Here is a 24,899-nt window from a genome sequence, read left to right on the forward strand (position 1 = left end):
TACATGGTCCGCGGGCACCGAGCCCTGATCTACAGATACTAATATTTCAATACATTACTATCTAATTACCTTTAGAGCGCTGTGAAAACACCGCTCTAAAGGATTTTTAAAGGAACATAATGATGAAGCCATTTACCATAGATATTCCACAAGAGACCCTGGACAATATCAGAAAAAAAGTCGCAAACTACCCCTGGCACGAAATGCCGGATGAGGCTGGTTGGGATTATGGCACCAATCTGGGTTATATGAAAGAGCTGTGTTCTTATTGGCTTGAAGAGTATGACTGGAAAAAACAGGAAGCAGCGATAAACCAATTCTCCCATTTCAAAGCTCCTGTTGACGGCATCGATATGCACTTCATCGTCGAGAAAGGTAGTGGCGATAACCCTACCCCGCTGCTTATCAGCCATGGCTGGCCGGGATCGTTTGTTGAAAGTGTCGAGATTATCGAGCGTCTTGCCCACCCGGAGCGTTTCGGTGGCGATGTCGCAGACGCCTTTGATGTCATCGTTCCATCTCTGCCTGGTTTCGGCTTCTCCGGAAGGCCACCACGGCCTTATGGGCCGCGCAAAATTGCTGCTGTACTCAACAGCCTGATGGTTGATGTGCTTGGCTACCAGAACTATGTTGCCCACGGCGCTGACTGGGGTTCCGCGATCTCCAGCTGGCTCGGTTACGATCATGGTGCACACTGCGATGGTATCCATATCTGTTTTCCGACCATGCGTCACATTGACGGCCCTCAGACGCCGGAAGAAGAAGCGTGGGCGCACGAGTGTGAAACCAGCCCGCGCGTTGTTTTACAGGATGGTTACCGCACCCAGCAGGCCACCAAGCCACAGACCCTCAGCTACGCCATGATGGATAGTCCTGTCGGTGTTGCCGCCTGGATTGTTGAGAAATTTCACGCCTGGTCAGATCTTGAAAACGACGATGTGGAAAGTGCCCATTCCAAAGACGGTATGCTCACCAATATCATGGTGTATCTGGCGACCAGAAGTTTTAACACCTCCACCTGGATTTACTATGGCCGACGCGAGGAAGGTGGCCGTATTCTTGGCACCAAAGAGCGTCCTCGTGTTGAAGTTCCAACTGCCGCAGCAATGTTTCCTGCTGAGAGCTTTCCATGGCCACCACGCTCCTACGCCGAGCGCCTTTACAATATTACCAGATGGACCAAGATGCCTAGAGGTGGGCACTTCTCTTCCCTTGAAGAGCCAGAGTTGCTTTTAAACGACATAATTTTATTCGCCCGGACTTTACGCTAAGACGACGTGATAAAAGAGAGATACAGCCGTCAACGCGGTTTAACACCGAATTTTGATCAGACTGCACTGCAAGACGCAACCGCCCTCATCGCTGGGGTCGGCGGATTGGGAACAAACGTTGCCACCAATCTGACCATGGCTGGAGTGGGCAGGCTCATTCTCTGCGATCATGACACTATTGCCATGTCCAATCTCAATCGTCAGACCTTATATCGCGAAGATGAGATTGGTTGCAACAAAGTCGATATCGCCTCAGAACGACTGCAGAAGATCAACCCCGATACTGACATAGTTGCGTTGTGCGAGCTCTACAATGACGAGATGATATCGCGATACCAGCCCGATATCATCGTTGATTGTCTTGACAATCTGGCCAGCAGAATTGAGCTGATCGCTGCTGCCAGCCGGCATGGCATCCCGCTCATCCATGGCGCAGTGGAAGGGCTGATGGGACAAATATCCACCTTTATACCCGGTAAAACTGCATGCCCGATCTGTCCTGTATCAGAAAGCGATAAAGCTGGCGACACTCCGCCGCCTTCGCTAGGGAGTTCTGTAGCTATCGTGGCAGGATTACAGGCTACCGAAGTGGTTAAATACCTCACCAGATCCGGTGAACTCTGCACAAACCGGTTCGTTGTCTTTGACGGGCTGAACTGCACTATGGAGAACTTTGAGTTTGAGCAGGTCAACAACTGTATCGCCTGTAGTGAGGAGGGTTAACCATGAAAATCACAATACACATACACTCCAACATGGAGAGGTTTTTCCCGGCCCTTGAGTTTGAAGTCAAACTCAAGGAGGGAGCGCAACTCTCCGATCTGTACGAGGAAATCGGCCGCGTTGCCGGGGCTGAGATATCGCCTGCCGTATGGAACAACGAAAAAAGCAGGCCCCGGGGTCCGGTTATTCTTCGCTCTGAAAACGGAGTATTGAAAAAGGATACCACCCTCTTGCATGAGGGGCAGGTAGTAGAATTAAAAAGATTTCTTATAGGAGGCTAAAATGGCCAACGGATATTCTGGACAGGTACTGCGGGTCAACCTCAGCACCAGACAATGTGACATAGAGCCGCTGAATGTGGAAAAAGCACGTAAGTTCCTCGGTGGAGCCGGTTTTGGTGCGGAAGTACTCTACAATGAAGTAAAAGCCGGCGTAGATCCCCTCGGCCCTGACAATAAAATTGTATTCGCAACCAGCCCGGTTACCTGCAATACCGTTGCAGGTGGAGGCTCCATCATGGTCTGCTTCAAGTCACCGGCAACCGGTGCCTGGGGTGAATCCCGATGTGGTGGTAACTTTGGACCGGATCTGCGCCGCGCAGGCTTTGACCATATCATCGTTGAAGGTGCATCAGACTCACCTCTTTACCTTGCTATTGCTGACGGCACTCCGCGACTTGAAGACGCATCTGCACTGGTTGGTAAAGATGTGTATGAGAAGACCGACTTTCTTGAAGAGAATGAAAGCTTTAACGGCAAGAAACCAAGCGTTATGTGCATTGGTCAGGCCGGTGAGGAGAAAGTTCTCTTTGCTGCCATCATGTCCCGGGACAGGGCTGCCGGACGTAATGGTGGTGGCGCTGTTATGGGCGCGAAAAACCTTCTCGCTATCTCGGTTGCAGGTGGTAGTCAGCCTGAATCTGCCAACAAGGCAGGTTTTCGTGACGCCAGCAAGGCGACCATGAAGACTGTTCGCAGCAATGAAATTTGTGGTGGCTTCAACGAATTCGGTACCATTGGCGACATGCCTGCCAACGATGAAGACGGTGACTGGCCATCTCAGAACTGGCGCTCCAACAGTTGGGGCGAAGGCGCACGCCTTTTCGACCACTTTCAAGAGCAGAATCTCGTTAGCTCCAAACGCTGTTACACCGGTTGCCCTATTGGTTGTGGCCGTGTCTGTGAAGTAAAAGAAGGTGAGTTCAAGACCCCTGTTCATGAGGGTGGCGAATATGAAAGCATCAGTGTGTTCACATCATTTGTTCTCAACAAAAACATGGATGCCGCCGTACATTGTGATTATCTTTGTAATAAGTGGGGTATTGACAGCATCTCTGCCGGTGCCATGATTGCTTTTGCCATGGAATGTTACGAGAAGGGCATCATCACTTCAGATGATGTCGATGGTCTCGATCTGACCTGGGGTAACGCTTCAGCCCTGCCTGTTCTCTTGAAGATGATGACCTTCAGAGAAGGTTTTGGCGACATTCTCGCAAACGGTGTTCGTAATGCATCAGAAACCCTTGGTGAAGCCACCAGAGAGTTCGCGATTCATGTTAAAGGTCTCGAAGGCCCGGCCCATGATCCACGCTCCGGCAAGCTTCTCGGTATCGCCTACGGCACAGGTAACCGTGGTATGTGCCACATGCATCCGCTCGAAGGCATGGCCTTTGATCGGGGTAAGCTCGACTGGGGCATGAAAGCGCATGGCGCCCGTGACCCTGAAACCATCGATCGCTGGGACGAAGAAGGCAAAGGCGAGGACTGCGCACTGCTGCAGCGGGCAATGATTCTGCCGGACGTTCTCTGCACCTGTAAATTCATGAGCTATGCAGGTATCAACCCTGAAGACTGGGCGCTGCTGGTTGCAGAGACCACTGGTTGGGACATGGATGCAGCAGAGCTTCTTCAGGTTGGTGAGCGTGTCCATAATCTTCAGCGCATGTTCAATATGCGTGAAGGCCTTGGCCGTGAAGATGATATGCTGCCGAAAAGAGTTCTTTCCGTTCCGGAATTCGGTACATACAAAGATGAAGAAAAATGCGTTATCAGTGATTACTCCAAGCTGCTCGACAGCTATTACGCAGCCTGCGGCTGGGATGTTGCAACAGGCACCCCAAGCCCTGAAAAAATTGCTGAACTCGGTCTGGACATCTATTAATAACACTGAGCAGTATGCTCACTGACGAACTATCCTGTTTGTCATAAGCGGTAATACAGCCTGATTTGCCAGCAAGGGTTTCACCGCTGGCAAATCAGGCTATCTATCGAGCTGTTACACGCAAACACGAGGTGTGCAAGTGCAATCACTCAAATATCTTTATCGCTATGGTATGGGACCTTCTTCCAGTCATACCATTGGCCCCAATAACGCCGCGAAACGATTCAAAGCCAGAACTCCCGAAGCTATGAGTTATAGAGTCCATCTCTATGGCAGCCTCAGTCTCACCGGAGTCGGTCACCTCACAGATAAGGCCATCATAGACGGTCTCGCACCCTCTCCCTGCGAGCTGGTCTGGCACGAAGAAGAACTTCCTTTTCACCCCAACGGCATGAAGCTTGAAGCGCTTGATGGCCAGGGACAGCTTATAGAAGAGTGGACTACCTACAGCATAGGCGGCGGTGAACTGCGTAGTGAAAACGATTCGGTCAGTGAGCAACCCCATATTTACAGCCAAAAATCAATGGAAGAAGTTCTTCAGTGGGCGGCAAGCACAGGAAGACCATTATGGCAACTGGTTGACGAAGTGGAAGAAGATGGTTTTATAAACGATTATCTTGGCGATATCTGGCGAAAGATGCAGACCAGCATCAATAACGGTTTAAAGAAGGAAGGCGTACTTCACGGTGGCCTGAATCTGCCCAGAAAAGCCAGAGATTTCATGGTTCAGGCCAGAAGGCTGAAAGACATTGAGGCCCGCAGTGGCCTTCTCTCCGGATATGCTCTTGCTGTTTCGGAAGAGAATGCGGATGGCGGCTATGTGGTTACCGCACCGACCTGTGGCTCATGCGGAATTATGCCTAGCGTGCTCTACTATTACTCTTATGATAAGGGCCACAGCAACAGGTCCATTCTCAATGCTCTTGCCACCGCGGGTATTATAGGCAACCTGGTTAAAGAGAACGCTTCGATCTCCGGCGCAGAAGTTGGCTGCCAGGGTGAAGTGGGTGTTGCCTGTGCCATGGCGGCAGCTGCTGCTGCTCAACTTATGGGTGGCTCACCACGACAAATTGAATATGCTGCGGAAATGGCCCTTGAACACCATCTTGGTCTCACCTGCGACCCTGTATTAGGGCTTGTTCAGGTCCCGTGCATTGAAAGAAATGCTTTTGCTGCAGTAAAAGCCATTGCTTGCGCAGACTATGCCCTGCTCACTGATGGCAACCACCTTATCTCATTTGACAAGGTCGTTGAAACCATGCAGAAGACCGGCCATGACATGCTTTCACTCTATCGTGAGACTTCCCTTGGCGGACTTGCCGCATCCTATGTAAAAAAGAGCCAGGGATAACCACACAGCTTTATCGACACGACTCAGTAAAAGGGTATTTCGAGTCGTGTCGAGTATGCAGGCACCTCTCACCGCCTCCACTCCGGCTTGATCAGTCATAGTCACACCGTCCCCTTTCAGATTTTCAGCAAATTACAGCTGACGCATTCACCGACATGTACCGCCCGTTGATGCTCATATCTTGAAAAAATAGTTCTCCTCACTGCTACTTGTTGACAATTTCTCTCAACAGTGCTTTTCTGCACCCCTGTGCCTTTTGCACCTGTCGGTATCTTTTACGTACTATTAGCACGATAAACAAAGCACCCTTGTGCAACTCTGCAAGAGGTCTAAGACGTCACCTTTCTACTGCACTTGACCTGATCTCAATAAACCAAGTTTTTTCTCTCATTTTCAACCCCTTAACAACGAGTCGCTCACATCTACCAGCTAACATGGCATTTTTATTGCTACTTCCAGTCAGTTACACGCTCGTGTCTAAAAGCAGCTTTTGTAAAACGACACAATTTTACCAACTGATTATTGCATTCTGCAGTGAGAGCGCAGGCCCCCTAAGCCCCTACCTGTAAAAGAGAGAAAAACCTTATGTCAGCTACATTTTACCCATATGTAGGAGCGTTCATCTGGATCAGTATATTGCTGGTCTTAGGATCCTACCTGCGTGCGAAAATTTCATTCCTGCAAAAAAGACTTATCCCTTCGGCACTGATCGGTGGTCTTATCGGTTTTGTCCTGATGAACACAGGTCTTATCGGCATGCCTACCGCTGAGGGCTGGGTGATTATTCCTTCAAAGGTTTTTGGTGTTCTTGTCTATCATCTTTTTGCATTCGGCTTTGTAGGAATCGGCCTGATGCAACAGGCAAAATCAAAGACCAGTGAAGCAGGCACCAACTGGCTGCGTAGCGGTGCCCTGTGGATGGCGCTTATTTACTGCATGGTTTATGCAATCCAGGGCATCACCGGAAAGACCGTGTTTGAACTCTACAAGCTTGTTATTGGCGGAGACTTCTTTACAGGTTTCGGTTATCTCATTGGCTCCGGCTTTTCTCAATCACCAGGTGCCGCACACGCTTTTGGTACTATCTGGGAGAGTGAATACGGTATCCAGGGGGCAAGCAGTGTTGGCCTGGCCTTTGGCGCTATGGGCTTTCTCTGTGCCATCTGTTTTGGTATTCCACTTGCCAATCGCGGTATCAAAAATGGGTGGGTTTCTGAAAAGACCGCAGCCGCCCTGCCCGAATCATTACGTAAAGGCATGATGGCCAAAGGTGAGTCTGAGAACTGCGCAAACAGCACTACCCACCCTGCAAATATTGATAACTTCGCCTTTCACATTGCTGTTATGGCGGCTCTTTATGCAGTCGGCTACATGTTTGCCCTCGCTTGGTCGCTCACTTTGCCAAAAGGTGTGAGCGGGCTTGGATTTGGTCTTCTCTATACCTGGGGTATGATCACAGGCCTTATCACTCGCAAGGTGCTCGACAAGATCAATTGCATTCACATTCTCGACCCAGCTAGCACTCGCCGCATCACCAGCAGCACTATTGATTACATGATCTGCGCCGTATTCATGGGTATTTCCATGAGTGATATTCAGACAATCCTTGTGCCATTCATCATTACTGTCTTGGCAGCAGGTTTCTTAACCTATCTTGTAATTATGTATTTTGCACGTCGTATGCCTGAATATGGGTTCGAACGCGGGCTTGCAATCCTCGGTTGTTACACCGGTACAGTGGCATCAGGTATTCTGTTACTTCGCATCGTCGACCCCGACTTCAAATCTCCGGCTGCAGTTGAGCTTGCAATAATGAACGTGTTCATTCTCCCAATTGTGCAGATCATCTACCTGAATCTTCCCTTTGTGCCAACAGAGGGATCTTTCATGCTTCCGGTGTTCATTGCCTATCTTATCGCAATGCCAATAGCTCTTTTTGCGCTCCGCTTCGTCAAAAAACGCGTATGGTAACTTGCCACAGTTTGTGGCTGAAGATACTTTTCAGATAAGCCAAGCGGGATCTTTCATGGCAGAGCACCGGCTTTGCCGTGAAAGATATTTTACGTATGGAAAGTCAAAAAGGATGAGAGATTCAGACTAGTTTTTGCCACCCTGAAGCTTTCTCGACACAGTAGAGCGATTCAATTTGAACAGTTTGGCAACCTTAGTCATTGACCCATGCTCAAGCATCGCATGCTGAAGGATCTCGTACTCAAATGCGTTGACAATATCTTTCAAAGATTGGCCCGAATGGGTCGCCTGGGTCAACACCGACTTACGACAACTGGATCGAATGTTCTCTCTACCCAGCAAGGTCGGCAGATCTTCAGGCTCCACGACATCTGTTTCGTGTGCAATTATAATACCTTGAACAAGGTTCTGTAATTCACGAACATTCCCCGGCCAACTGTGGTTCAGAAACAAGATCAAGGCCTGCTCTGAAAAAGCTATTTTCTTTTTGTACTTGCTATTATAGCTTTGCACAAATCGGGACACGAGCGGCAGAATATCCTCAACCCGGTCACGCAACTGTGGAATTTTCACAACGCTCACATGGAGGCGGTAATAGAGATCCTGCCTGAAATTACCCTTGGCGACAGCATCTTCCAGATCAACATTGGTAGCTGCAATTATACGAACATTAACTTTTTTAGGGCTGTTGCTGCCAACCTGCATAATTTCCTGATCTTCAATGACACGTAATAATTTCGCCTGCATCGGAGGCGATAGCTCACCTATCTCATCGAGAAAGATTGTGCCATTGTTAGCCATTTCAAAATAGCCCTTTTTCCCTTCACGATTTGCTCCTGAAAAGGCACCAGGCGCATAGCCAAAAAGTTCCGACTCAACAAGACTATCGGGAATAGTGGTACAATCGGCATAAAAGAACACCTTATCCGCCCTTTTGCTCCGTGAGTGAATCTGGCGGGCCACGACCCCTTTACCTACTCCTGTCGCACCCAGGATGAGTACTGTTGCGTCGGTTTTTCCGATCTTATCCACCTGCCCCAGGACCTTTTTCATCTTTGGACTTTCAATAATCAGAGATGGATCAGCCTGTTGATCGGTATAGACATTCGACGAAGTACTTTGAAAAGCAGAGAGAATATCCTTATGCGTGGCCATCTGCTCTTTGAACAGTGTGAGGTGGCTGATATCACGAATAAAGGTGATAATAAGTTCAATTTCCCCTTCACTGCTCAGTAGGGGATAACCATGGAGAAGATTCTTCCTTCCCCCTGTGGTCGTCTGAATGGAATTTGCAGGCCGTTTTGACTTGAGAATGAGAGGACTGACAGCCCCCATGAAAATGCCTTCCTGTTTTTCTACCTGTTCAGCATTTGGTTCCGCTTCATCAAAGACCCCATCTTTGCTATTCAGATAACTAACCTTTTTGCCAAGTAACGCTTCGGGGGCAAGGCCGGAAAGCCTTTCATACATGGGATTCATCTTGATAATTACCCCTTCCGCGTTACTTACACAAACACCTTCATGCAACACGTTGAAGATACTATCTAAATGACCGAAGAGATGACCATACTTTTCTTTGAAATCATCTACTTCATATTTCTTTTCAATCATGAGATATCTATTACAACTTCTATGTTTAAAAAAGTTATTCCCCGCAGGTCAGCCCTGTAACATTGACACACAGAATAGGTTCAGCAAATTTTGAAGGAACGAACAAAAGCATCAGAAGCGCGACAGGTTGTGTTCGTCAAGTATCATACACTCCAACTCAAAAAGCTTGTTTCATGCAATTATGAAACAGAGGTTTCATATTTGTTTTGGAAGCAAAATACCAAATTTCTCCACTTCGTAAAGGACAGAAGAAAACTGATCCTTGTTGTAGGGATAATTTCCGATGACAGCAGAACAATTTCCCTCAAAAGTTCGGTGTCATAGGGAGTTAACAGTAGAAAACTATTTTTTAGCCGGGAGCACGGCAAACACATGACATTTCCGGACCAGGGATGAACCGGCACTGGCCAATACCGGTACAGCAGGCTGAGCATTAACACCGTCCGTCAATACTTGATTAGAGGAGCAGCGAAAACACATCAGCAATTAAGGGAACGTCCCTCTCATTCGCCTTTTTCGCCTTCATCTCTTCATCGGAGAGAATTATACCGCTTTGCCAGCCACTGAATCGATCTCTCTCACCAATATTCGATGGGCCGTTATGGCTGCCGCGGTTTAAACCAGAGAGCAGGATATACACGTGAGAATTGCAGCGACTGTACTGGCCGAGATGCCGGGTAGCAGATCAACTACAAACAGTTTCAGCTCAAATTCCAGAAAAAAAACGCGATGGAGACAATATCAGCATAGACAGATCTTTTACCAACCTGTGCCGCAATTATCACCACAATGAGTATTGAACCATTCCCCATAACCGGTCACATCGCGGGTTACGCGTAAAACTGCACGATGTGCTACAGGCAACCATCCGCTCATAAGATGCTGCCCTATTGAGTACCTACAGGACAAACCAATTCACATAGCCGACAATATTTCACGAGTTCCCTTCTTCCAGTGTCGTCCTCACTGGTAACGATTTCAGCTTCAGACTCATTCCTCACCATTTCGTTATTGCAGCGTACCCGGTTATACATACCGCTTTGACCTGGCAGGGTTTTAATACCAAACTCATCCGGAGAATACACCTGTTTGGCAAATGCTTTTTGCGGACACGCTTTACGGCAAAGTTCTTCACACTTTTCGCACGGGACAAAGTTCATCGTACCTGTTGAGGGCAAGTCTACAGACAACAACATTGCCCGCAGTCGCACTCTGGGACCAAATTCAGGTGTTAGCAGAAGGTTGTTTTTGCCAATGCAGCCGAGCCCGCCAAGTACTGCGGTATCTTTCATGAAAACTCCACCCCGTTCGACATTGTATGGGACTTTGAAGCATCGAATCCCCTGCTCGATTTCCAGCCAGTCTGCCAACTTTGCCATGATCCTCATCAGAATCACGTTTCCTTCGGTATTTCCCACTGAACCGTTTTGGGAACTCCACCAATCCAGCTGAGGTTCATACTCGGGGTGCCGGACAGCTATTACAATTGCGGACTTTGCTTCAACCAGCCAGCAGGGCAAATCTCGCCGTATTTCCCTTTCTTTATCTTTGTTCCTGTTAGCGAAAAATCCCAGCTTAGGGGCCAGCAGATAGGCAGGGGAATGGATCAAATCTTCGAGACTTACAATCCCCGCTAAATCAGCACCAAAAACCTTGGCCCTTTCCGTTATGCCCACTGCTCTTTGGGTACCACTTCGCACAAATCACATCCTCTCTTTTCATTAAAAATGAAAATGTGAAAAAAAAACTCTCAACCAGTTCTCACCCCAACGGACAAGGCTCGCATCAGGCTGACCGATCAAATCAAAACCTTTACATTCCAATCCTCGTACCCAACATGATCCTCGGTATATCAGTTGCAAACAATGTGCCACGTGGTGGCCAGCCGGGCTGAAAGAGAAGATTGGCCGTGTTTCTATTTTATTCGGATGGTTCATTCAAGAGGGAGGTGCTTCACTTCATCGAAGCGACCAGATGGTGGGGTGTGCCATGACACGATTCTGTTACCGGACACTATGTGTCAAAATCCAGGGTCTTCTTCAGGTAATATTATTCTGCCTATGAATTTCACGTGCTCCAGACTGAGCATTTTTCCAAACACTGCCGGTTACCAGTCAGGAAGTCGGGTAAGAGTTGAAAAGCTCAATCCAGATCTGATTCCCCCTGAAGCCGAGCAAAAACTGGTAGGATATCAAGCGGAAGATGGCAGCTGTTTGGGCGAGGTATATTGAGATATTGAGCTATTTTACTTAATGACTCACTGTTTTAGAAAAAACATTGATGATAACTACCCCGAGAACAATTACAGCCATACCGATAACCGCAGGCATATCGAGTGATTGCTTATAAACAACCATACTCACCAGGGATACCAACACCACACCAAGACCACACCACAGCGCATAAGCTACTCCGACAGGCATGGTTCTCAAAACCAAACTCAACAGATAGAACGCCAATCCATAACCGACAACGACTATTATACTGGGGATTACTCTGGTAAATTCTTCTGATGCTTTTAAGGCACTTGTGGCAATAACCTCGAAGGTTATCGCCAATGCAAGGTAGACATATGTCATTGTGTTTGTGTAAATTTCATTTATTAGACGTTGATCTTTCCTGATCTGGCAGTCACCTCTTCCGGATATGAATATGCCAGACCTGTTCCAATTCGGAGCAGCATCCTGCCAGATCTGCATCCAATCTTCAAGTGTTTTGGGAGGTGGTTATCTGCAGCATAACCTGGCTGGATGTGGGCGCCGCAACAACACCAATCCGGAAGGGTGCCAAGATCTTCCTGAAGTTATTCAGGATATATGTATTCGGGTAGAATGCTATGCGCCATAATGTACAACTGCTACTGCACCAATAGAAATTTTGCTCAATGCACACTTTCGGCCATGGCCGTTGATGGGCTTTATATCAAAACTCTAAATCTACACTCATCGTCTCCTGCCAGGACCGTTTTTCTCATTTCAACTTCAATCGTTCGGCCGAGACTGATGGAAAATTTGCGCTTCAGATTGCCCAATGTGCAGTAGCACATTGTTTGCGAAGCCTCCTTGATGTCTTTATTTACCAGAGGACAGTAACATTGATCAAACACCACGTAGTATTGCCCATCCTCTTTTGTTAAACGCCATTGATCACTTAATTGGTTCAGAAATTCCTGCTCATCAGCTGCCTTTTTTCGCAGGTCCATGAGTTGCTCATCAGGCATGTGACTGAAGGGGCATTTCTCCCCGCACCTTTCCAGAACCTTTTGTTTTGTTTTTTCATCAACCAGGTCATCCAAGCTGGTGAGTAATTCTTTAATCCAGGTATGCATACATTCCATTGTATTTATCTTGATTGCGGGTTCGTGTAGTGAACGTCAACACCAATCCTGGGTTCCGCCATCCAGGCGCAACAAAGCTCAATTTTGTAAACAGGTCTGGTTTCATCGTTCTGAAATTGAAATCACAGAACAGCTACATAACAGACATCGAGCGCTCTACCCCGAATATTTATCATGTTGAGACAGTCTGCCGACCGGGAGACTTGAGGGTTATAACACTCACTGGAGTCTGACGGTTGATTTTCATGAAATATGAGGGCTAAGTGGACTGCTTCATACTGGCTGTAATAACACCAGCCCCAATCAGGGCACTGCCGCCGCAACGATTAAACCATCTCTGCACTGACTCTCTTCTGATCTTTTCTTTGAGCTGACTGGCAAATATTGCATAAATCGCCGCATTTATTGTTGCCAGTATGAGAAAGGTGCTTCCCAAAACAAACGATTGCGCCACGATGGGCTTATCAGGACTGATAAACTGAGGGAGGAACGCAACAAAAAAGGCAATACTTTTAGGATTCAAGGCTGTGACGATAAACGAACTTCTAAAAAGCGAATGTGATGTCTCCAGGTTCTCGCCATAAGTTTTTTCATCATCATATTCCGCTGGTTTTGACTTCAACATCTTGAAACCGAGATAAAAGAGATAGAGAGCGCCAACCCATTTAAAGAAGGTGAAAACTGCAGCTGAAGTGGTCATAATAGCCCCTAAGCCCAACAGAGACATGGTCATTGCCGTGAAGTCGCCCAACAACACTCCTATCACCAAGGGCACCACCGATCTCCTGCCACAGGATACAGATTGAGTAATCACCAGGATTATGGTTGGTCCCGGAATTACCAGGATCAAGGTACTGGCCAGGGCGAATGTTATCCACAGTTCCATTACATCTCCTCCGTTAAATCAGTTTGGTCCTTGCTTGGCTCGTTCAGTTATTATTAAAAAGGAGACTGCCAATCTACCCTTGAGTTGACTTGATCATTTCACAGATGGCCTAATGGGCCGGTTATCGGCATTCTTTCAGCGTATTGATTTTGTCGTTGAGCTTTGCTTCCAGTGTCTCAAACGTTCTATCGCAGGTTTTAAATGGATCAGCCAACATGAATGGCCGATTGATATATAGAGTAACCAAAGTGTCCCGGGGTCTTGGCTCTCTGAGATACGCCCTGATTTTAGTTACTCCCAGCCTTGGCCATACCTTCTGTTTCCATTCCACAACACCGGCTTGCTCCTCTAAAATTACGAGATCCCACTGTGGGACTTCCTTCACACAGTCTAAAATAATATCCAGACTTTCAGCTAGTTGAAATGGAATTTTATATTGATAATTTTTTATCATACTTACCCGGCAATAAAAACGGCGGAAAAAGGCAGTTTACGAGGCGGAAGACGAAGGGTGAGGTATCCTGTCCCCCATTCACTTTCAACGTATTCCTTCCCTCGTGACAAAAAGCCTATACAAAAAAAGAGCCACCCCAAATCAGGATGGCTCTTTTTGCGAAAATATACTTACGCGCGGATCAGGGCTGAAGTCTTTCGAGCTTCCAGCCTGACTCAGACTCACTGGAATGGGTATAAAGAAATCGATCATGGAGGCGGCTCTTGCGACCCTGCCAGAACTCAATTTCTTCAGGCTTTACCCTATAACCTCCCCAGAATGATGGCAAGGGCACCTTGCCTTCGCCTATCTTATGTTTCATCTCCTGGAACTTCTGCAAAAGGATCTGTCTGGAAGAGAGCTTATGACTCTGGCTGGAAACCCAGGCAGCGATCTGGCTCTCTTTGGGCCTGGTCATAAAATACTTTGCCGATTCTGCGGTAGAGATACGCTCTGCTATACCGTTGATCTGCACCTGACGCTCAAGCTCGAGCCAGACAAAAAGAAGACTCACTTTCTGATTCTGCGCAATCTCGCGGGCTTTACGGCTCTCAAAATTAGTGAAGAACACATAACCCTGGTCATCGTAATACTTCAGCAATACCGTACGCTGACTTGGCTGGCCGTTTGGTCCTACAGTGGCCAGAATCATTGCCGTTGGATCTGCAACACTGGTCTTACGCGCCTGCTCAAACCAGAGGCTGAACTGCTTCTGGGGATCGCGTTCCAGATCAGAGCGGCTCAAACCACCTTTCAAATACTCCCTGCGAAACTGACTTAAATCCACGTAATATTCCTCAAATACTGGGAAAAGCTACCGGCTTGTGGTGCCGGTTTATGCTACTCATCCGCTATTTTTATGCCTTCAAGCTTCCAATCCTCGGTATTGATTGGCCGGGCCCAAGTCCACTCTTCAGCAAATTTGACAGGTTGGCTATTGCTGCCTTCAACCACATCGCCTGTCTTCTCATCAACTTTATAATCAAGCAGGTTTGCTGTGAACAGAACGGTAATAAAATCTTCGGTACCGGTACAACCTGCGTCAACAATCTCAATCTTGCGAATAGCAATGGATTCGAGCTTGTTAATAATTCCGTTACCCTTCATTTCCTCAAAATGCTGCTCATACTCGCCCGCCAGTTGCTCTCCAAGCAGATGACGGTACGAGGCAACATCCCGACGCATCCAGCCAGCCTGAACCTGAAAGAACACATCAGAGGCAACTTCTTTAAAATGCGCAGCATCAAAATTGCGATCGCTCTGACGAATCTCATCAAGTCCCGCTTCCACCGCCATCGGTGATCCTGGCGGTGGCGGTGGTATGTCCGTCATCCCCCCAGCGCCTCCGGTCTGACCAAAGGCTCCGCCCTGCTGACCGCTGCCGGGGAAGCCTCCCAAACCGCCTCCGCCCTGTTGCTGATATCCAGCGCCTCCAGCCTGCTGCGAACTCTTGAACCTGCGGTAGAGAAAATATCCGCCACCCGCCAGAAGCAGCATCGGCAGGATACCCATACCACTGCCACCCATACCGAACATAGATCCAAACAACATACCGCCAAGCGCACCACCAAGCAGACCACCGGCAAGACCTTTGCCAAATGAACCGCTCTGCTGACCTTGGGTATTCTGTGCAGGTGTTCTCTGCTGAACCGGGGCTGATTTCGGCGCAGAACGGAACGATTTACCACCAATTTTCGACCTGGCCTCAGCCGTGTCGACCATCAGTCCTCCTCCCAGGATGAAACATCCAAAAAGCACCAGGAGAACCGGAACAAATCTCTTGTGAAAATTAACCATATTTTTAATTTGTTTTTTTCAGTTTATGTTTAAATTCGTTTCAGCGGGCTTCGCCAGATCCAGTAAAACCCGCGGCACATCCTGCAGGGGAACTTATCAGGAGGTGGACGACTTGTCATGCAAAATCGAAGTTTACAAGGGTTGCAGACTGCCTGCGAAAGTGCTTTTCGGGTCTTGGTATAACCAAACACATAAGCTGCTGGAACCAGTTGTAGTATAAGCACAAATTACCGGGGAGCAAGAGCGTCGGGAATATGATGAGATGGCACATTACTTTTGCAGAACAACGCAATACCAGTTCCAGGCAGCCCAGCATAACGACACCGATAACAGCTTTACCTTGAACTGGTAACAGGGAAAGCAGAGACTGAAACAACTCCCTTTGCCTGGCTGGCTGTCCACTAAATCCCCCCCCCACACACAGCCAATAACACGACCTTTTACGATGGAAAGACCGAACCCCTTGCCCTCTCCATGGCGCCTCGTTGTGATGTAGGGTGCATAAATATAAAGCAATACCTCCGCCGGAATGCCTACCTCGTATCTGCAATACTCAGTTACATATATGTCTGCTACGAACCAATTACTTTCAGGGCTGGTTCACTGCCTGCTGTCTTTCTTTCATATTTTACATGCAAAACCCCATTACTATTCTCAATCGCCTGTACCGCATTTTTACAGAGTTGCACCAATAGCAGATCGAGGAGGGTCGGCTCGATATTGACCTTATCCAGCCTCTCCGGTGCCGAGATTACCATGTCGATATTGGGTGGGAAATTCTTTTGAATTGTTTCGAGGGACGCACTGATAAGAGGATCCATACACATACAGCGGGCTGCTATTCCTCTGCTACTGATTAAGCCGATATTGTTAATGAAATAGCAGGCGGACCTGGATACTTTCTGCAGTTGCAGGAGATTGCTTTTGTTATTTTGAGGCAGATTTTCCGAGGTGAGGCTCAGATCCGTATAGTCGATAATTGCCGAAATTATATTATTCAGGTCATGGGCCATTCTGGCAGCAAAGACTTCTATCAGCTTTTACCACTCCTGCTCCTGTTCCTGCTCTCCCCCGTCTCAACATTGACATTCCCGCCCACAAAAGCCTAGCAAAAACATACTGCTCATCGATTCCCAATGTCAATTGCTGCATGATTTCACAACATTTGTTTTTTTGTAATAACAGGATTGAGCTATTTTCTTGCCGATATGCAACTGCCGTGATACCTATATCAACCGCTACCAATCCACCACTCCTGTCGGATCACTGTTGCATAACATGAAAAATGGTTACGTTATCAGGCTCACGCTCAACCGCCTCGCATGAGGATAATTTTTATCAGCTGATCATTATCAATGAACATACTCCTTTTGCACCCTCCCCAGGCCAAGCCTTCTGAACCTCCTGCAGGATTACCTCTGCTCGCATCCGCTCTCAGGGCGAGGGGGTGCAACTGCACTCTATGTGACCTTAACATAGAGGGAGTGCACTATCTTCTGGAACAAGCCCATCCCGCCACAGACACATGGAGCAAACGGGCAGCAAAAAACCGCCAACGCAATCTTGAGGCGCTCAACAACCCGGCCACCTACGACAATCTTTCCAAATATGCCAGAGCCGTTACCGACATAAACAAGTTGATCGATAACGCCGGCAAAGCATGCGGGGCAAATGTCAGTCTGGCCAATTACGGTGAAAAGAATCTTTCTCCTTTAAAGAGTGAAGAGCTTATTCAGGCTGCAGCAGATTATCGCAAAAACCTCTACTACCCGTTTTTCTCTAAAAGGCTCGCCTCGCTCATTGAACAACATTCAATAGAGAGTGTCGGAATCTCACTGAACTTTCTCAGCCAGGCACTCTGTAGTTTTGCCATCATCGGTTATCTACGGGAGCACTACCCGGGCATACGGATTATTCTGGGCGGCGGACTCGTCACCACCTGGCTGCAAAGCCCGCACAATCAAAATGGGCAGAACCTTTTTAGTGGTTTAGTAGATAATATGGTAGCGGGACCGGGTGAAAATCTGCTACCGGAATTGCTCGGCCTCAACTCGCAACACGCAAGATTTTGCCCTGATTACAGTGATTTTTTAGATTACCGTTATCTATCTCCGGGATTTGTACTGCCCTATGCAACTTCTACCGGCTGTTTCTGGAGGAAATGTCTATTCTGTCCTGAAACCAGCGAGCAAAATCCGTATCACCCCGTTAGCTGTGCAACCGTGCTGCAGGAAGTACAACAACTCTCTAAGCAAACCTCGCCGAGCCTGATTCATTTTCTGGACAACGCAGTCAGCCCTGCGGTCCTGAAGGGTCTGGCAGATACACCGCCGACAGACCGCAACGGGACGCCTGTTCCGTGGTACGGTTTCGTACGCTTCACAAAACAACTTGCAGACGTTGACTTCTGCAGGAGATTAAGGGCCTCCGGCTGCTTAATGTTGAAACTTGGTCTTGAATCGGGCAGTCAGGATGTACTTAATGAAATGGAAAAGGGGATTGATCTGCAACTGGTACGCAAAGTGCTTCCCGCCCTGCACCAGGCTGGAATCATGACCTATGTATACCTATTGTTCGGCACTCCTGGTGAGTCGCTGGCCGAAGCGCGACAGACCATGGCATTTACCAGCGAGTTCCATAAAGAGATTACCTTTCTCAACCTGGCAATATTTAACCTTCCCCTTGGCAGTCCCCAGCTAAAAGATCTGGACATTCAGAATTTTTATGAGGGCGATCTTTCAATCTACAGCGATTTCAAACACCCGAGAGGTTGGGCCCGTAAAGAGATACGCAGGTTCCTCGACAATGAATTCAGGCGGGACCCGAAGCTGCTACGGATATTACAGAATGATCCGACCCTTTTCACATCAAACCACGCTGCACTGTTTCATAACCAATTGATGGGATACAAGGCATAAAAAAACCCGGTGACGATGGTTCGTACCGGGTTTGATAACTTTGGTACTGTTCTAGCCTATAGAGACCAGTTCCAGAGCAAAGGTAAGATCTTTTCCTGCCAGCGGTGGATTGGCATCGAGGATGATGACCTCTTCAGAAACTTCAACCACTGTAACTCTAAGCACTTCACCATTTGCACCACCAACCTCGAGAAGCATACCAACTTCAGGCTTCAGATCGGGTGGTACCTGCTCCTGGGGAACAGTCATCACCAGGTCAGAGTTTGCTTCACCGTAAGCCTCTGCGCATGGAATAAATACACTCTTCTTCTCACCGATAGCCATTCCGGTCACAGCGTTATCAAAACCAGCAATAACCTGGCCGCTGCCTACTGTGAATTCAAGTGGATCGTGTCCCTCTGAGCTATCAAAAACTGAACCATCTTCAAGAGTACCTGTGTAATGTACTTTTACTGTGTCACCACTTTTTACCTGCTGCATCACTGCTCCTTGTTTTAATAATGTATAAATATCGCACTGAGTAAACGGTTTTACATTCACGATTGAAGCCAGATATTAATCATTAATTTCCTGATTGCTCCATCTGACTCGAAAAATATCTCCACCCTTTACCTGACGCACCGATTATCACCTTTCATCCATATTTATCACAGGCATTGCGAATATCCCCCAATCCCCGAGAATGAGCTGCACAGGTCATGTAACCGATGAACTGGCACTATATATAGCACAGCACAAAATCCATTCAAGTTCTGTGTGAATCCTGACTATTCCGACAGATTTTCATTATTTTCCGCCTTTGTCCAGGGTTGGTGAGATAAATGGTTGCCCAAAGCTATTTTTGCGCTAGGTTTACATTAGCCAACAATTCCATCGATTTGAACAAGATGCCGGGGCTAACCTGCAGGCTCTGCAACAAAGGACAAACTTCAGGGTGAACACCATACGACCTGCCAAACTTTTCGATTATCCTGTGATAGAGGCAATTGTGCAAGACGCTATACAGCACATGAGAGCCCATAACATCGATCAGTGGGACGAGATTTACCCGGACAGGGAGATCCTGGAAACCGACATCCGGCAACAGGAGATGTACGTCACAAGCCGCCATGGCACGATTTGCGGCTTTATCACGATCAACAGGCAAGAGGCACCGGAGTACAGTGAAGTGGCCTGGCGCAATAGCGGCCGGGTACTTGTCATCCATCGCCTCACCGTCTCCCCCAACTGCCAGTCCAGAGGCTTTGCCACAAAGCTGATGCATCACGCCGAGGCCATGGCTGCTAAAAACGGCTATGACACAATCCGCCTCGACGCGTTTGCCAACAACCCAAGGGCACTGATTCTCTATGAAAGGCTTGGCTATCATAGAGCCGGTATGGTGAAATTTCGAAAAGGCAGATTTTACTGCTACGAAAAAAAGGTCACTGCCCACCGGGCCTAGTGTACACTGAACATACATGCCCTTTCTCTCTGCTAACATGTTGTAGAGAATCGATAAACAACCTGAGTCGGATCATTATCTGACAGCCGTTTACCGGAACCATGCACATCAGTAATTCTGAAGCCCTTCATCAGCTGAACTCATCTGTTTTGCTTTGTTATTTTTCTTCTTTTTCTTTTGTAACCACTGTAGTAATCATGTTTGAAATGAAGTTTCTTATAGCAAAAGAGTTTTGACGATTCAATTAAGTGCACGCTACTCTCAAAGAGCTCAGCTTTTTCACCTGTTTTATAAAGTGTAAGTGACATCACCATGAACAAGACCAAGATTATTGCCACCCTGGGACCCCAGAGCCAGTCTGTCGATCAGCTGGTGAACTTTATCAAAGCCGGCATGAATGTCGCCCGCATCAACCTCTCCCATGGCGATCGTGAAAGCCATGAGCACCTGATCGCAGTGGTCAAGGAGGCTCGTAGAGAGGCGGATGCCGACACAGCTATCCTGCTCGATACGCGCGGCCCTGAGATGAGGGTGCAGGAGCTTGATGGAAATATCGGCCTGATCCCGGGCCAGGAGCTGATCCTCAACGGGACCATGATAAAACCGGAGGACGCAAGCAAAGAGCGTATAGGTGTAAACTATACCGGTTTTGCCAGTGACGTTGAAGTCGGCTGCAAGGTGCTGCTCGATGATGGTAAGATGGCACTTGAAGTTATGCACATAGAAGGCGATGACGTCTACACCAGAGTGCTGGTGGGCGGCTCCCTCTCCAGCAGAAAACGTGTGGCTCTGCCGGACATGCAGGTCAACCTGCCTTCATTATCGCAAAAAGACGAAGAGGACATCGCCTTCGGTGTGAAGCAGGGTGTCGATTTTATAGCCGCCTCTTTTGTACGCCAGGCAGACGATGTCTGGGCGGTACGAAAAATCATCGAAGACAATGGTGGCCGCCAGGCGATTATCGCGAAAATCGAGAACCGCCAGGGCGTGGAAAACATCGACGAAATTATTAACGCTGCCGATGGGTTGATGGTGGCCCGTGGCGATCTCGGAGTTGAGATGCCGGCCGAGGAAGTTCCGGTTATCCAGAAAATGCTTATTCGCGCTGCCAATTTCGCCGGTAAACCGGTTATCACTGCCACTCAGATGCTGGAGTCGATGATCACCAATCCCACCCCCACCAGGGCCGAAGCAAGCGATGTGACCAACGCCATCTTTGACGGCACTGATGCGGTAATGCTCTCCGCCGAAACCGCTGTGGGCAAGAACCCCATCGATGCTTTAAATTTTCTTACCCGCTGTGCGCAGATAGCTGAATCTTCGCTGAACTACGAGGAGATTCTTGCCGCAGGGCTGAGACACCGTCGACCGGTAGTGACCGACGCCATTTCTTACGCCAGTTGCGCCACCGCCGCCGATCTTGAAGCCGCAGCTATAATCGCTACCACCACTTCAGGTTCCACCGCCAGGATGGTGGCAAGATATCGCCCCAAAGCTCCTATTATTGCAGCAAGCCCCAGCAAAGACGCAATTCGCCAGCTTCAGCTGATTCGCGGCGTAGTGCCTTTACTCTGCGCTCCCGCATCGAATATGGACGAACAGCTGGATATGTCCATTCACGCTTCCACCCAGGCGCAGCTGATTAAAAACGGAGACCTGGTAGTCATTACCGCAGGCCTCCCCATTCAAACCATAGGCACGACCAATATGCTGAAAGTACATACTGTCGCTGATGTCTGCTTTACTGGTCAGGGTATCGGTTCTGCAATCACCGATGGTACGGTGCGCATCATCGAATCGGAGGAAGACTGGAACCACCTGCCAAAGGAATCCATTGTCGTTTTAGAGGGGACCGATCATTCGATGCTGGATAAACTTACCTCTGTTCGCGGCATAATTGCCGAGCAGGCCGGTCTTACCTCTCATGCTGCCATTATTGGGCGTGAACTGGGGATACCGGTTATCTGCAACGTGACCAATGCCACCAAGCTGTTTGAAAATGACCAGACCGTGACGATCGATGGTTCAACCGGTCAGATATGCTACGGCAGTCTACGCGGTAAATAGTCCCATCCCATCCAATGAAACGACAGGCACGAAGTACATGGCTTCGAGCCTGTCGCGCTTTCTCCTGGCCCCAATTCCTCAGGATTGCTTTGCCCAATTAAAATAAACTAGAATCATCCCAATGCATTGATGTGTCTCGGTGTCTCTTGTTTCTCAGCAAAATGCTCGCTGAAGCAAACGATAGCTGAGCAGAAGAGAGTTCTGAAGAGACGTTCAACAGCGCCCTGCGTTCAATAGATCGATGAACCAAACTCCTCGAAAACCGTCGCAATCGGAATCGCAAAACCTATGCCTTCGGTATCCTTAATTATCATGGTGTTCACCCCATGGACATAGCCACGCTCATCGATCAGAGGGCCGCCGCTGTTGCCGGGGTTGATCGGAGCGTCGGTCTGCAGAAAGACCTTGCCGCTGGCACCATCTTTCCTGTAACCGGAAAAAACTCCGGAGGTGACGGTATTCCTCAGCCCTACCGGGCTGCCAATGGTGAAAACCTTGTCCCCCTGCTGGATTGGAACGTTCTTGGGTGCCCGTTTAAGATATGGCGTATCTTTGACATAAAGAGACATAATCGCCAGGTCGTGCTTTTCACTTACCATCAGGTAATTGGCAGAATGACTGGCGCCGTCGGCAAGGATGATCTTGATATCAGACGGCAGCAGACTATCTTCCATTCTGCTGAGCCGTTCTTCCGCTTCCTGCAACCGGGGGAGCACCTTATTCAGCTCCCGTTCACTCTCTTTAATGATAATCGCGAGCTGGCTGCGGGTTGCTCCCTGGGGTAGACGTTTCATCTCGGCCCGATAGTCACCAAGTTTTTTCTTCTCCAGTTCAACCAGATCGCGGGTTGCCTCCACTTTTCTGCGAAACTCGGCGAGCTGATTCTGATCGAGCTCAATAACATGACGGTTGGTAACTATATAGTTGTCGTTGATAAAAAAACCAGAGCCTGTCCCCCAGGGGGTTTCGATGGATACCGTAGCTCTTCTTGCCTGCTCGATAGTGCCACCGCTTGCTCTCAATTGTCTGGTATCCTGTCCCGGAGCCGAGTTTGACTGATTTTCCGGATTTCGACTCGATTCAGCCGCAGTCGGAACCGGCAATTTCTGCTCAGCCTCTGTTATCTTTTGCTCAGGAACCACATTGGCGAGTTGCTCGCCTGACGGGGTCGGGGAATCGGGTCGGACAAGATAGTACGTGGCACCGGCAGTCAGGACGACCAACATCAGCACGGTTATCGCAATGAGCGGCCCCTTACCAGCACCTTTACTTTTTTGCGCCAGTTCTTCCTGTCTGGCCCGCTGTTCTTCGAGTGCTTTGGCTTTTCTGGCCAGAATCTGTTGATAACGTGCAAAAATAACTCCACACACCTCACATTCGGTACCGCCGGCCTGTTCATGCGTGCACTTGGGACACCGAATATTGCCATTCTCCATTATTTCCCCCGATAATGAACTATATTTAATAAAGATTTAGAGAAGATTTTATGTCAGGATCGTGTAGAATACCTTCTTCTCTTGACCTCGTAACCACTTTTCCCCAAAATGGTCTTCAAAAAAAACATAGCAAATCCAAAGAATTATATCAACATCGCGTCTAACATTACTATTAGTCAGGGATAACATCATGGCAAGATTACAAATTACCCCATCTCTCTCACTGCCCGAAAACGAGGTGGAGTTTACCGCAATCAGGGCTCAAGGTGCAGGGGGCCAGAATGTCAACAAGGTATCGAGCGCCGTACATCTGCGATTTGACATTTACGGCTCATCATTACCACAACATATCAAAGAACGACTGATAGCCCTGCCCGACAAGCGCATCACTTCAGACGGCGCGTTAATCATCAAAGCTCAGCAATTCAGAAGCCTGGAAAAAAACAGAGAAGATGCCTTAAACCGATTGGCAGAATTCATCCGCCAGGCAACAGTGGTGCACAAGAAACGCAAACCAACCAAGCCAAGCAAGGCTGCCCATAAACGTCGGCTTGAAAGCAAGACAAAACACAGTCAGGTAAAAAAACTGCGGAAAAAGATAGAATAAACGACAAGACCCATCAGGCTCTCCCCTCTTCCAGCAATCTCACCCAATTCTCGCGCTGATTGCTGCGGACCATCTCCAGTGCTCTGCCGAAGTCATACGGCACGCGAATCTGCTCAATACACCAGCCGACGGAACGTTTATCAACTATAGAATAGTTTGCATGATGGGAAAAATTCTCCATCCGATGAACTTCAGGGAGGTCATCCCTGTAGGCCGGAAGCCCAACACTGCCTGCATTTACAACGATCTGACCGGTGGAGAGTTCGACGATACGGGGCACGTGGGTATGCCCGCAGAGGATAAGCGGTGCTGTAACATTGCCCAGCATCTTCAAAATTGCGCTATCTTCTTTCACCCTCGGGGTTCCACCGGATATATCTTCTAACAGATAATCCGTATCACTTCGCGGAGAACCGTGACAGAGATACACATCATCTTCCAAATACAGGTCATAGGGTAATGCCTTCAGCCAGGTCAACTGGTCTGTTGACAGCTCGTCAAACATCAGCTGCAGGGTAGGATTGTTTGCTATTTCAAGATCTTTTACTTCATGGAGCATACGGTCCTGATTACCCTGCACATGCTTTATCGACTGCTCCTGCAAAAGCTCACAGGTTGCCCGGGGAGCGATGGGGCCGTAGACAATGTCTCCGAGGTCGACTATGGCATCGACATCTCTATGTTGAAGATCTTCCAGCACCGACTCCAGCGCAAAAACATTACTATGAATATCCGACAATACTCCAATTCTCACATCCATTCTCCTGAGCCGGCAGCGGGCTTCCCCCCTAAGGAATCCACAGCTATAAAAGCTTGGGCTCAATTTC

General features: G+C 48.4%; 22 protein-coding genes. 10 read left to right on the forward strand and 12 right to left on the reverse strand.

The features are described 5' to 3' along the window. The first annotated feature begins 119 nt into the window (after positions 1 to 119). The 6 genes from ACN5NT_RS10695 (at position 120) to ACN5NT_RS10720 (ending at position 7,476) form a co-directional block, all read left to right on the forward strand. Positions 120 to 1,271: an epoxide hydrolase family protein gene (locus tag ACN5NT_RS10695; protein WP_419175430.1), complete on the forward strand. Its 1,152-nt coding sequence runs from the start codon at positions 120 to 122 to the stop codon at positions 1,269 to 1,271. Positions 1,272 to 1,277: 6 nt separating this feature from the next. Further along, positions 1,278 to 1,994: a HesA/MoeB/ThiF family protein gene (locus tag ACN5NT_RS10700; RefSeq protein WP_136796354.1), complete on the forward strand. Its 717-nt coding sequence runs from the start codon at positions 1,278 to 1,280 to the stop codon at positions 1,992 to 1,994. Positions 1,995 to 1,996: 2 nt separating this feature from the next. Next, positions 1,997 to 2,275, forward strand: coding sequence for a hypothetical protein (locus tag ACN5NT_RS10705; protein WP_136796353.1), 279 nt, complete (start codon positions 1,997 to 1,999; stop codon positions 2,273 to 2,275). Between the two features lies 1 nt (position 2,276). Next, on the forward strand, positions 2,277 to 4,154 hold the full coding sequence (locus tag ACN5NT_RS10710; protein ID WP_136796352.1) for an aldehyde ferredoxin oxidoreductase family protein: 1,878 nt from the start codon (positions 2,277 to 2,279) through the stop codon (positions 4,152 to 4,154). Between the two features lie 139 nt (positions 4,155 to 4,293). Continuing rightward, the gene (locus tag ACN5NT_RS10715; protein WP_136796351.1) at positions 4,294 to 5,505 is read left to right on the forward strand and encodes an L-serine ammonia-lyase; all 1,212 of its coding nucleotides are present in this window, start codon (positions 4,294 to 4,296) and stop codon (positions 5,503 to 5,505) included. Between the two features lie 585 nt (positions 5,506 to 6,090). Continuing rightward, complete coding sequence (locus ACN5NT_RS10720) at positions 6,091 to 7,476, forward strand: sodium/glutamate symporter (RefSeq protein ID WP_419175431.1); 1,386 nt, start codon at positions 6,091 to 6,093, stop codon at positions 7,474 to 7,476. A gap of 126 nt (positions 7,477 to 7,602) precedes the next feature. Here the strand turns inward: ACN5NT_RS10720 and ACN5NT_RS10725 are convergent, their stop codons facing one another. The 9 genes from ACN5NT_RS10725 to ACN5NT_RS10765 all read right to left on the reverse strand — a co-directional run bounded on the left by ACN5NT_RS10725 (position 7,603) and on the right by ACN5NT_RS10765 (position 16,613). Continuing rightward, the gene (locus ACN5NT_RS10725) at positions 7,603 to 9,087 is read right to left on the reverse strand and encodes a sigma-54 interaction domain-containing protein (protein ID WP_419175432.1); all 1,485 of its coding nucleotides are present in this window, start codon (positions 9,085 to 9,087) and stop codon (positions 7,603 to 7,605) included. A gap of 887 nt (positions 9,088 to 9,974) precedes the next feature. After that, positions 9,975 to 10,787 carry an epoxyqueuosine reductase gene (locus ACN5NT_RS10730; protein WP_136796348.1) on the reverse strand — a complete coding sequence of 271 codons (813 nt, stop codon included), beginning with the start codon at positions 10,785 to 10,787 and terminating at the stop codon, positions 9,975 to 9,977. Positions 10,788 to 11,336: 549 nt separating this feature from the next. After that, the gene (locus ACN5NT_RS10735) at positions 11,337 to 11,666 is read right to left on the reverse strand and encodes a DMT family transporter (protein ID WP_136796347.1); all 330 of its coding nucleotides are present in this window, start codon (positions 11,664 to 11,666) and stop codon (positions 11,337 to 11,339) included. 338 nt (positions 11,667 to 12,004) lie between these two features. Then, a complete protein-coding gene (locus ACN5NT_RS10740; RefSeq protein WP_136796346.1) occupies positions 12,005 to 12,424 on the reverse strand; it encodes a DUF6144 family protein in 420 nt (139 codons plus the stop codon). A gap of 259 nt (positions 12,425 to 12,683) precedes the next feature. Beyond that, entirely contained in the window at positions 12,684 to 13,310 is a 627-nt protein-coding gene (locus tag ACN5NT_RS10745) for a LysE family translocator (RefSeq protein WP_136796345.1), read from the reverse strand. 635 nt (positions 13,311 to 13,945) lie between these two features. Next, entirely contained in the window at positions 13,946 to 14,590 is a 645-nt protein-coding gene (pdxH, locus tag ACN5NT_RS10750) for a pyridoxamine 5'-phosphate oxidase (RefSeq protein WP_136796344.1), read from the reverse strand. 53 nt (positions 14,591 to 14,643) lie between these two features. Then, positions 14,644 to 15,525, reverse strand: a complete 882-nt coding sequence (locus ACN5NT_RS10755; RefSeq protein ID WP_228721472.1) for a Tim44 domain-containing protein — start codon at positions 15,523 to 15,525, stop codon at positions 14,644 to 14,646. 345 nt (positions 15,526 to 15,870) lie between these two features. Beyond that, positions 15,871 to 16,167 (reverse strand): ATP-binding protein, encoded by a 297-nt coding sequence (locus ACN5NT_RS10760; protein WP_419175474.1) that lies wholly within the window; start codon positions 16,165 to 16,167, stop codon positions 15,871 to 15,873. A gap of 5 nt (positions 16,168 to 16,172) precedes the next feature. Continuing rightward, a complete protein-coding gene (locus ACN5NT_RS10765) occupies positions 16,173 to 16,613 on the reverse strand; it encodes a hypothetical protein (protein WP_419175433.1) in 441 nt (146 codons plus the stop codon). A 342-nt stretch (positions 16,614 to 16,955) separates the two neighbouring features. Between ACN5NT_RS10765 and ACN5NT_RS10770 the strand changes: the two genes are divergently transcribed. Then, positions 16,956 to 18,518 (forward strand): B12-binding domain-containing radical SAM protein, encoded by a 1,563-nt coding sequence (locus ACN5NT_RS10770; RefSeq protein ID WP_419175434.1) that lies wholly within the window; start codon positions 16,956 to 16,958, stop codon positions 18,516 to 18,518. A gap of 51 nt (positions 18,519 to 18,569) precedes the next feature. On the opposite strand, the gene ACN5NT_RS10775 is transcribed toward ACN5NT_RS10770, so the two are convergent. Further along, the gene (locus ACN5NT_RS10775; RefSeq protein WP_419175435.1) at positions 18,570 to 18,998 is read right to left on the reverse strand and encodes an FKBP-type peptidyl-prolyl cis-trans isomerase; all 429 of its coding nucleotides are present in this window, start codon (positions 18,996 to 18,998) and stop codon (positions 18,570 to 18,572) included. A 454-nt stretch (positions 18,999 to 19,452) separates the two neighbouring features. On the opposite strand from ACN5NT_RS10775, the gene ACN5NT_RS10780 reads away from it, so the two are divergent. Both ACN5NT_RS10780 and pyk read left to right on the forward strand, forming a co-directional pair. Beyond that, positions 19,453 to 19,962 (forward strand): GNAT family N-acetyltransferase, encoded by a 510-nt coding sequence (locus ACN5NT_RS10780; RefSeq protein ID WP_136796340.1) that lies wholly within the window; start codon positions 19,453 to 19,455, stop codon positions 19,960 to 19,962. Between the two features lie 312 nt (positions 19,963 to 20,274). Further along, the gene (pyk, locus tag ACN5NT_RS10785) at positions 20,275 to 22,029 is read left to right on the forward strand and encodes a pyruvate kinase (protein ID WP_419175436.1); all 1,755 of its coding nucleotides are present in this window, start codon (positions 20,275 to 20,277) and stop codon (positions 22,027 to 22,029) included. A gap of 230 nt (positions 22,030 to 22,259) precedes the next feature. On the opposite strand, the gene ACN5NT_RS10790 is transcribed toward pyk, so the two are convergent. Then, positions 22,260 to 23,465 carry a S1C family serine protease gene (locus ACN5NT_RS10790; protein WP_419175437.1) on the reverse strand — a complete coding sequence of 402 codons (1,206 nt, stop codon included), beginning with the start codon at positions 23,463 to 23,465 and terminating at the stop codon, positions 22,260 to 22,262. 190 nt (positions 23,466 to 23,655) lie between these two features. On the opposite strand from ACN5NT_RS10790, the gene arfB reads away from it, so the two are divergent. Next, on the forward strand, positions 23,656 to 24,072 hold the full coding sequence (gene arfB, locus ACN5NT_RS10795) for an alternative ribosome rescue aminoacyl-tRNA hydrolase ArfB (RefSeq protein WP_136796337.1): 417 nt from the start codon (positions 23,656 to 23,658) through the stop codon (positions 24,070 to 24,072). A 13-nt stretch (positions 24,073 to 24,085) separates the two neighbouring features. Here the strand turns inward: arfB and ACN5NT_RS10800 are convergent, their stop codons facing one another. Beyond that, positions 24,086 to 24,826 carry a metallophosphoesterase family protein gene (locus ACN5NT_RS10800; protein WP_419175438.1) on the reverse strand — a complete coding sequence of 247 codons (741 nt, stop codon included), beginning with the start codon at positions 24,824 to 24,826 and terminating at the stop codon, positions 24,086 to 24,088. Positions 24,827 to 24,899 lie beyond the last annotated feature (73 nt).

Source organism: Desulfosediminicola sp. (genome assembly GCF_048381775.1).
Lineage (GTDB): Bacteria > Desulfobacterota > Desulfobulbia > Desulfobulbales > Desulfocapsaceae > Desulfopila > Desulfopila ganghwensis.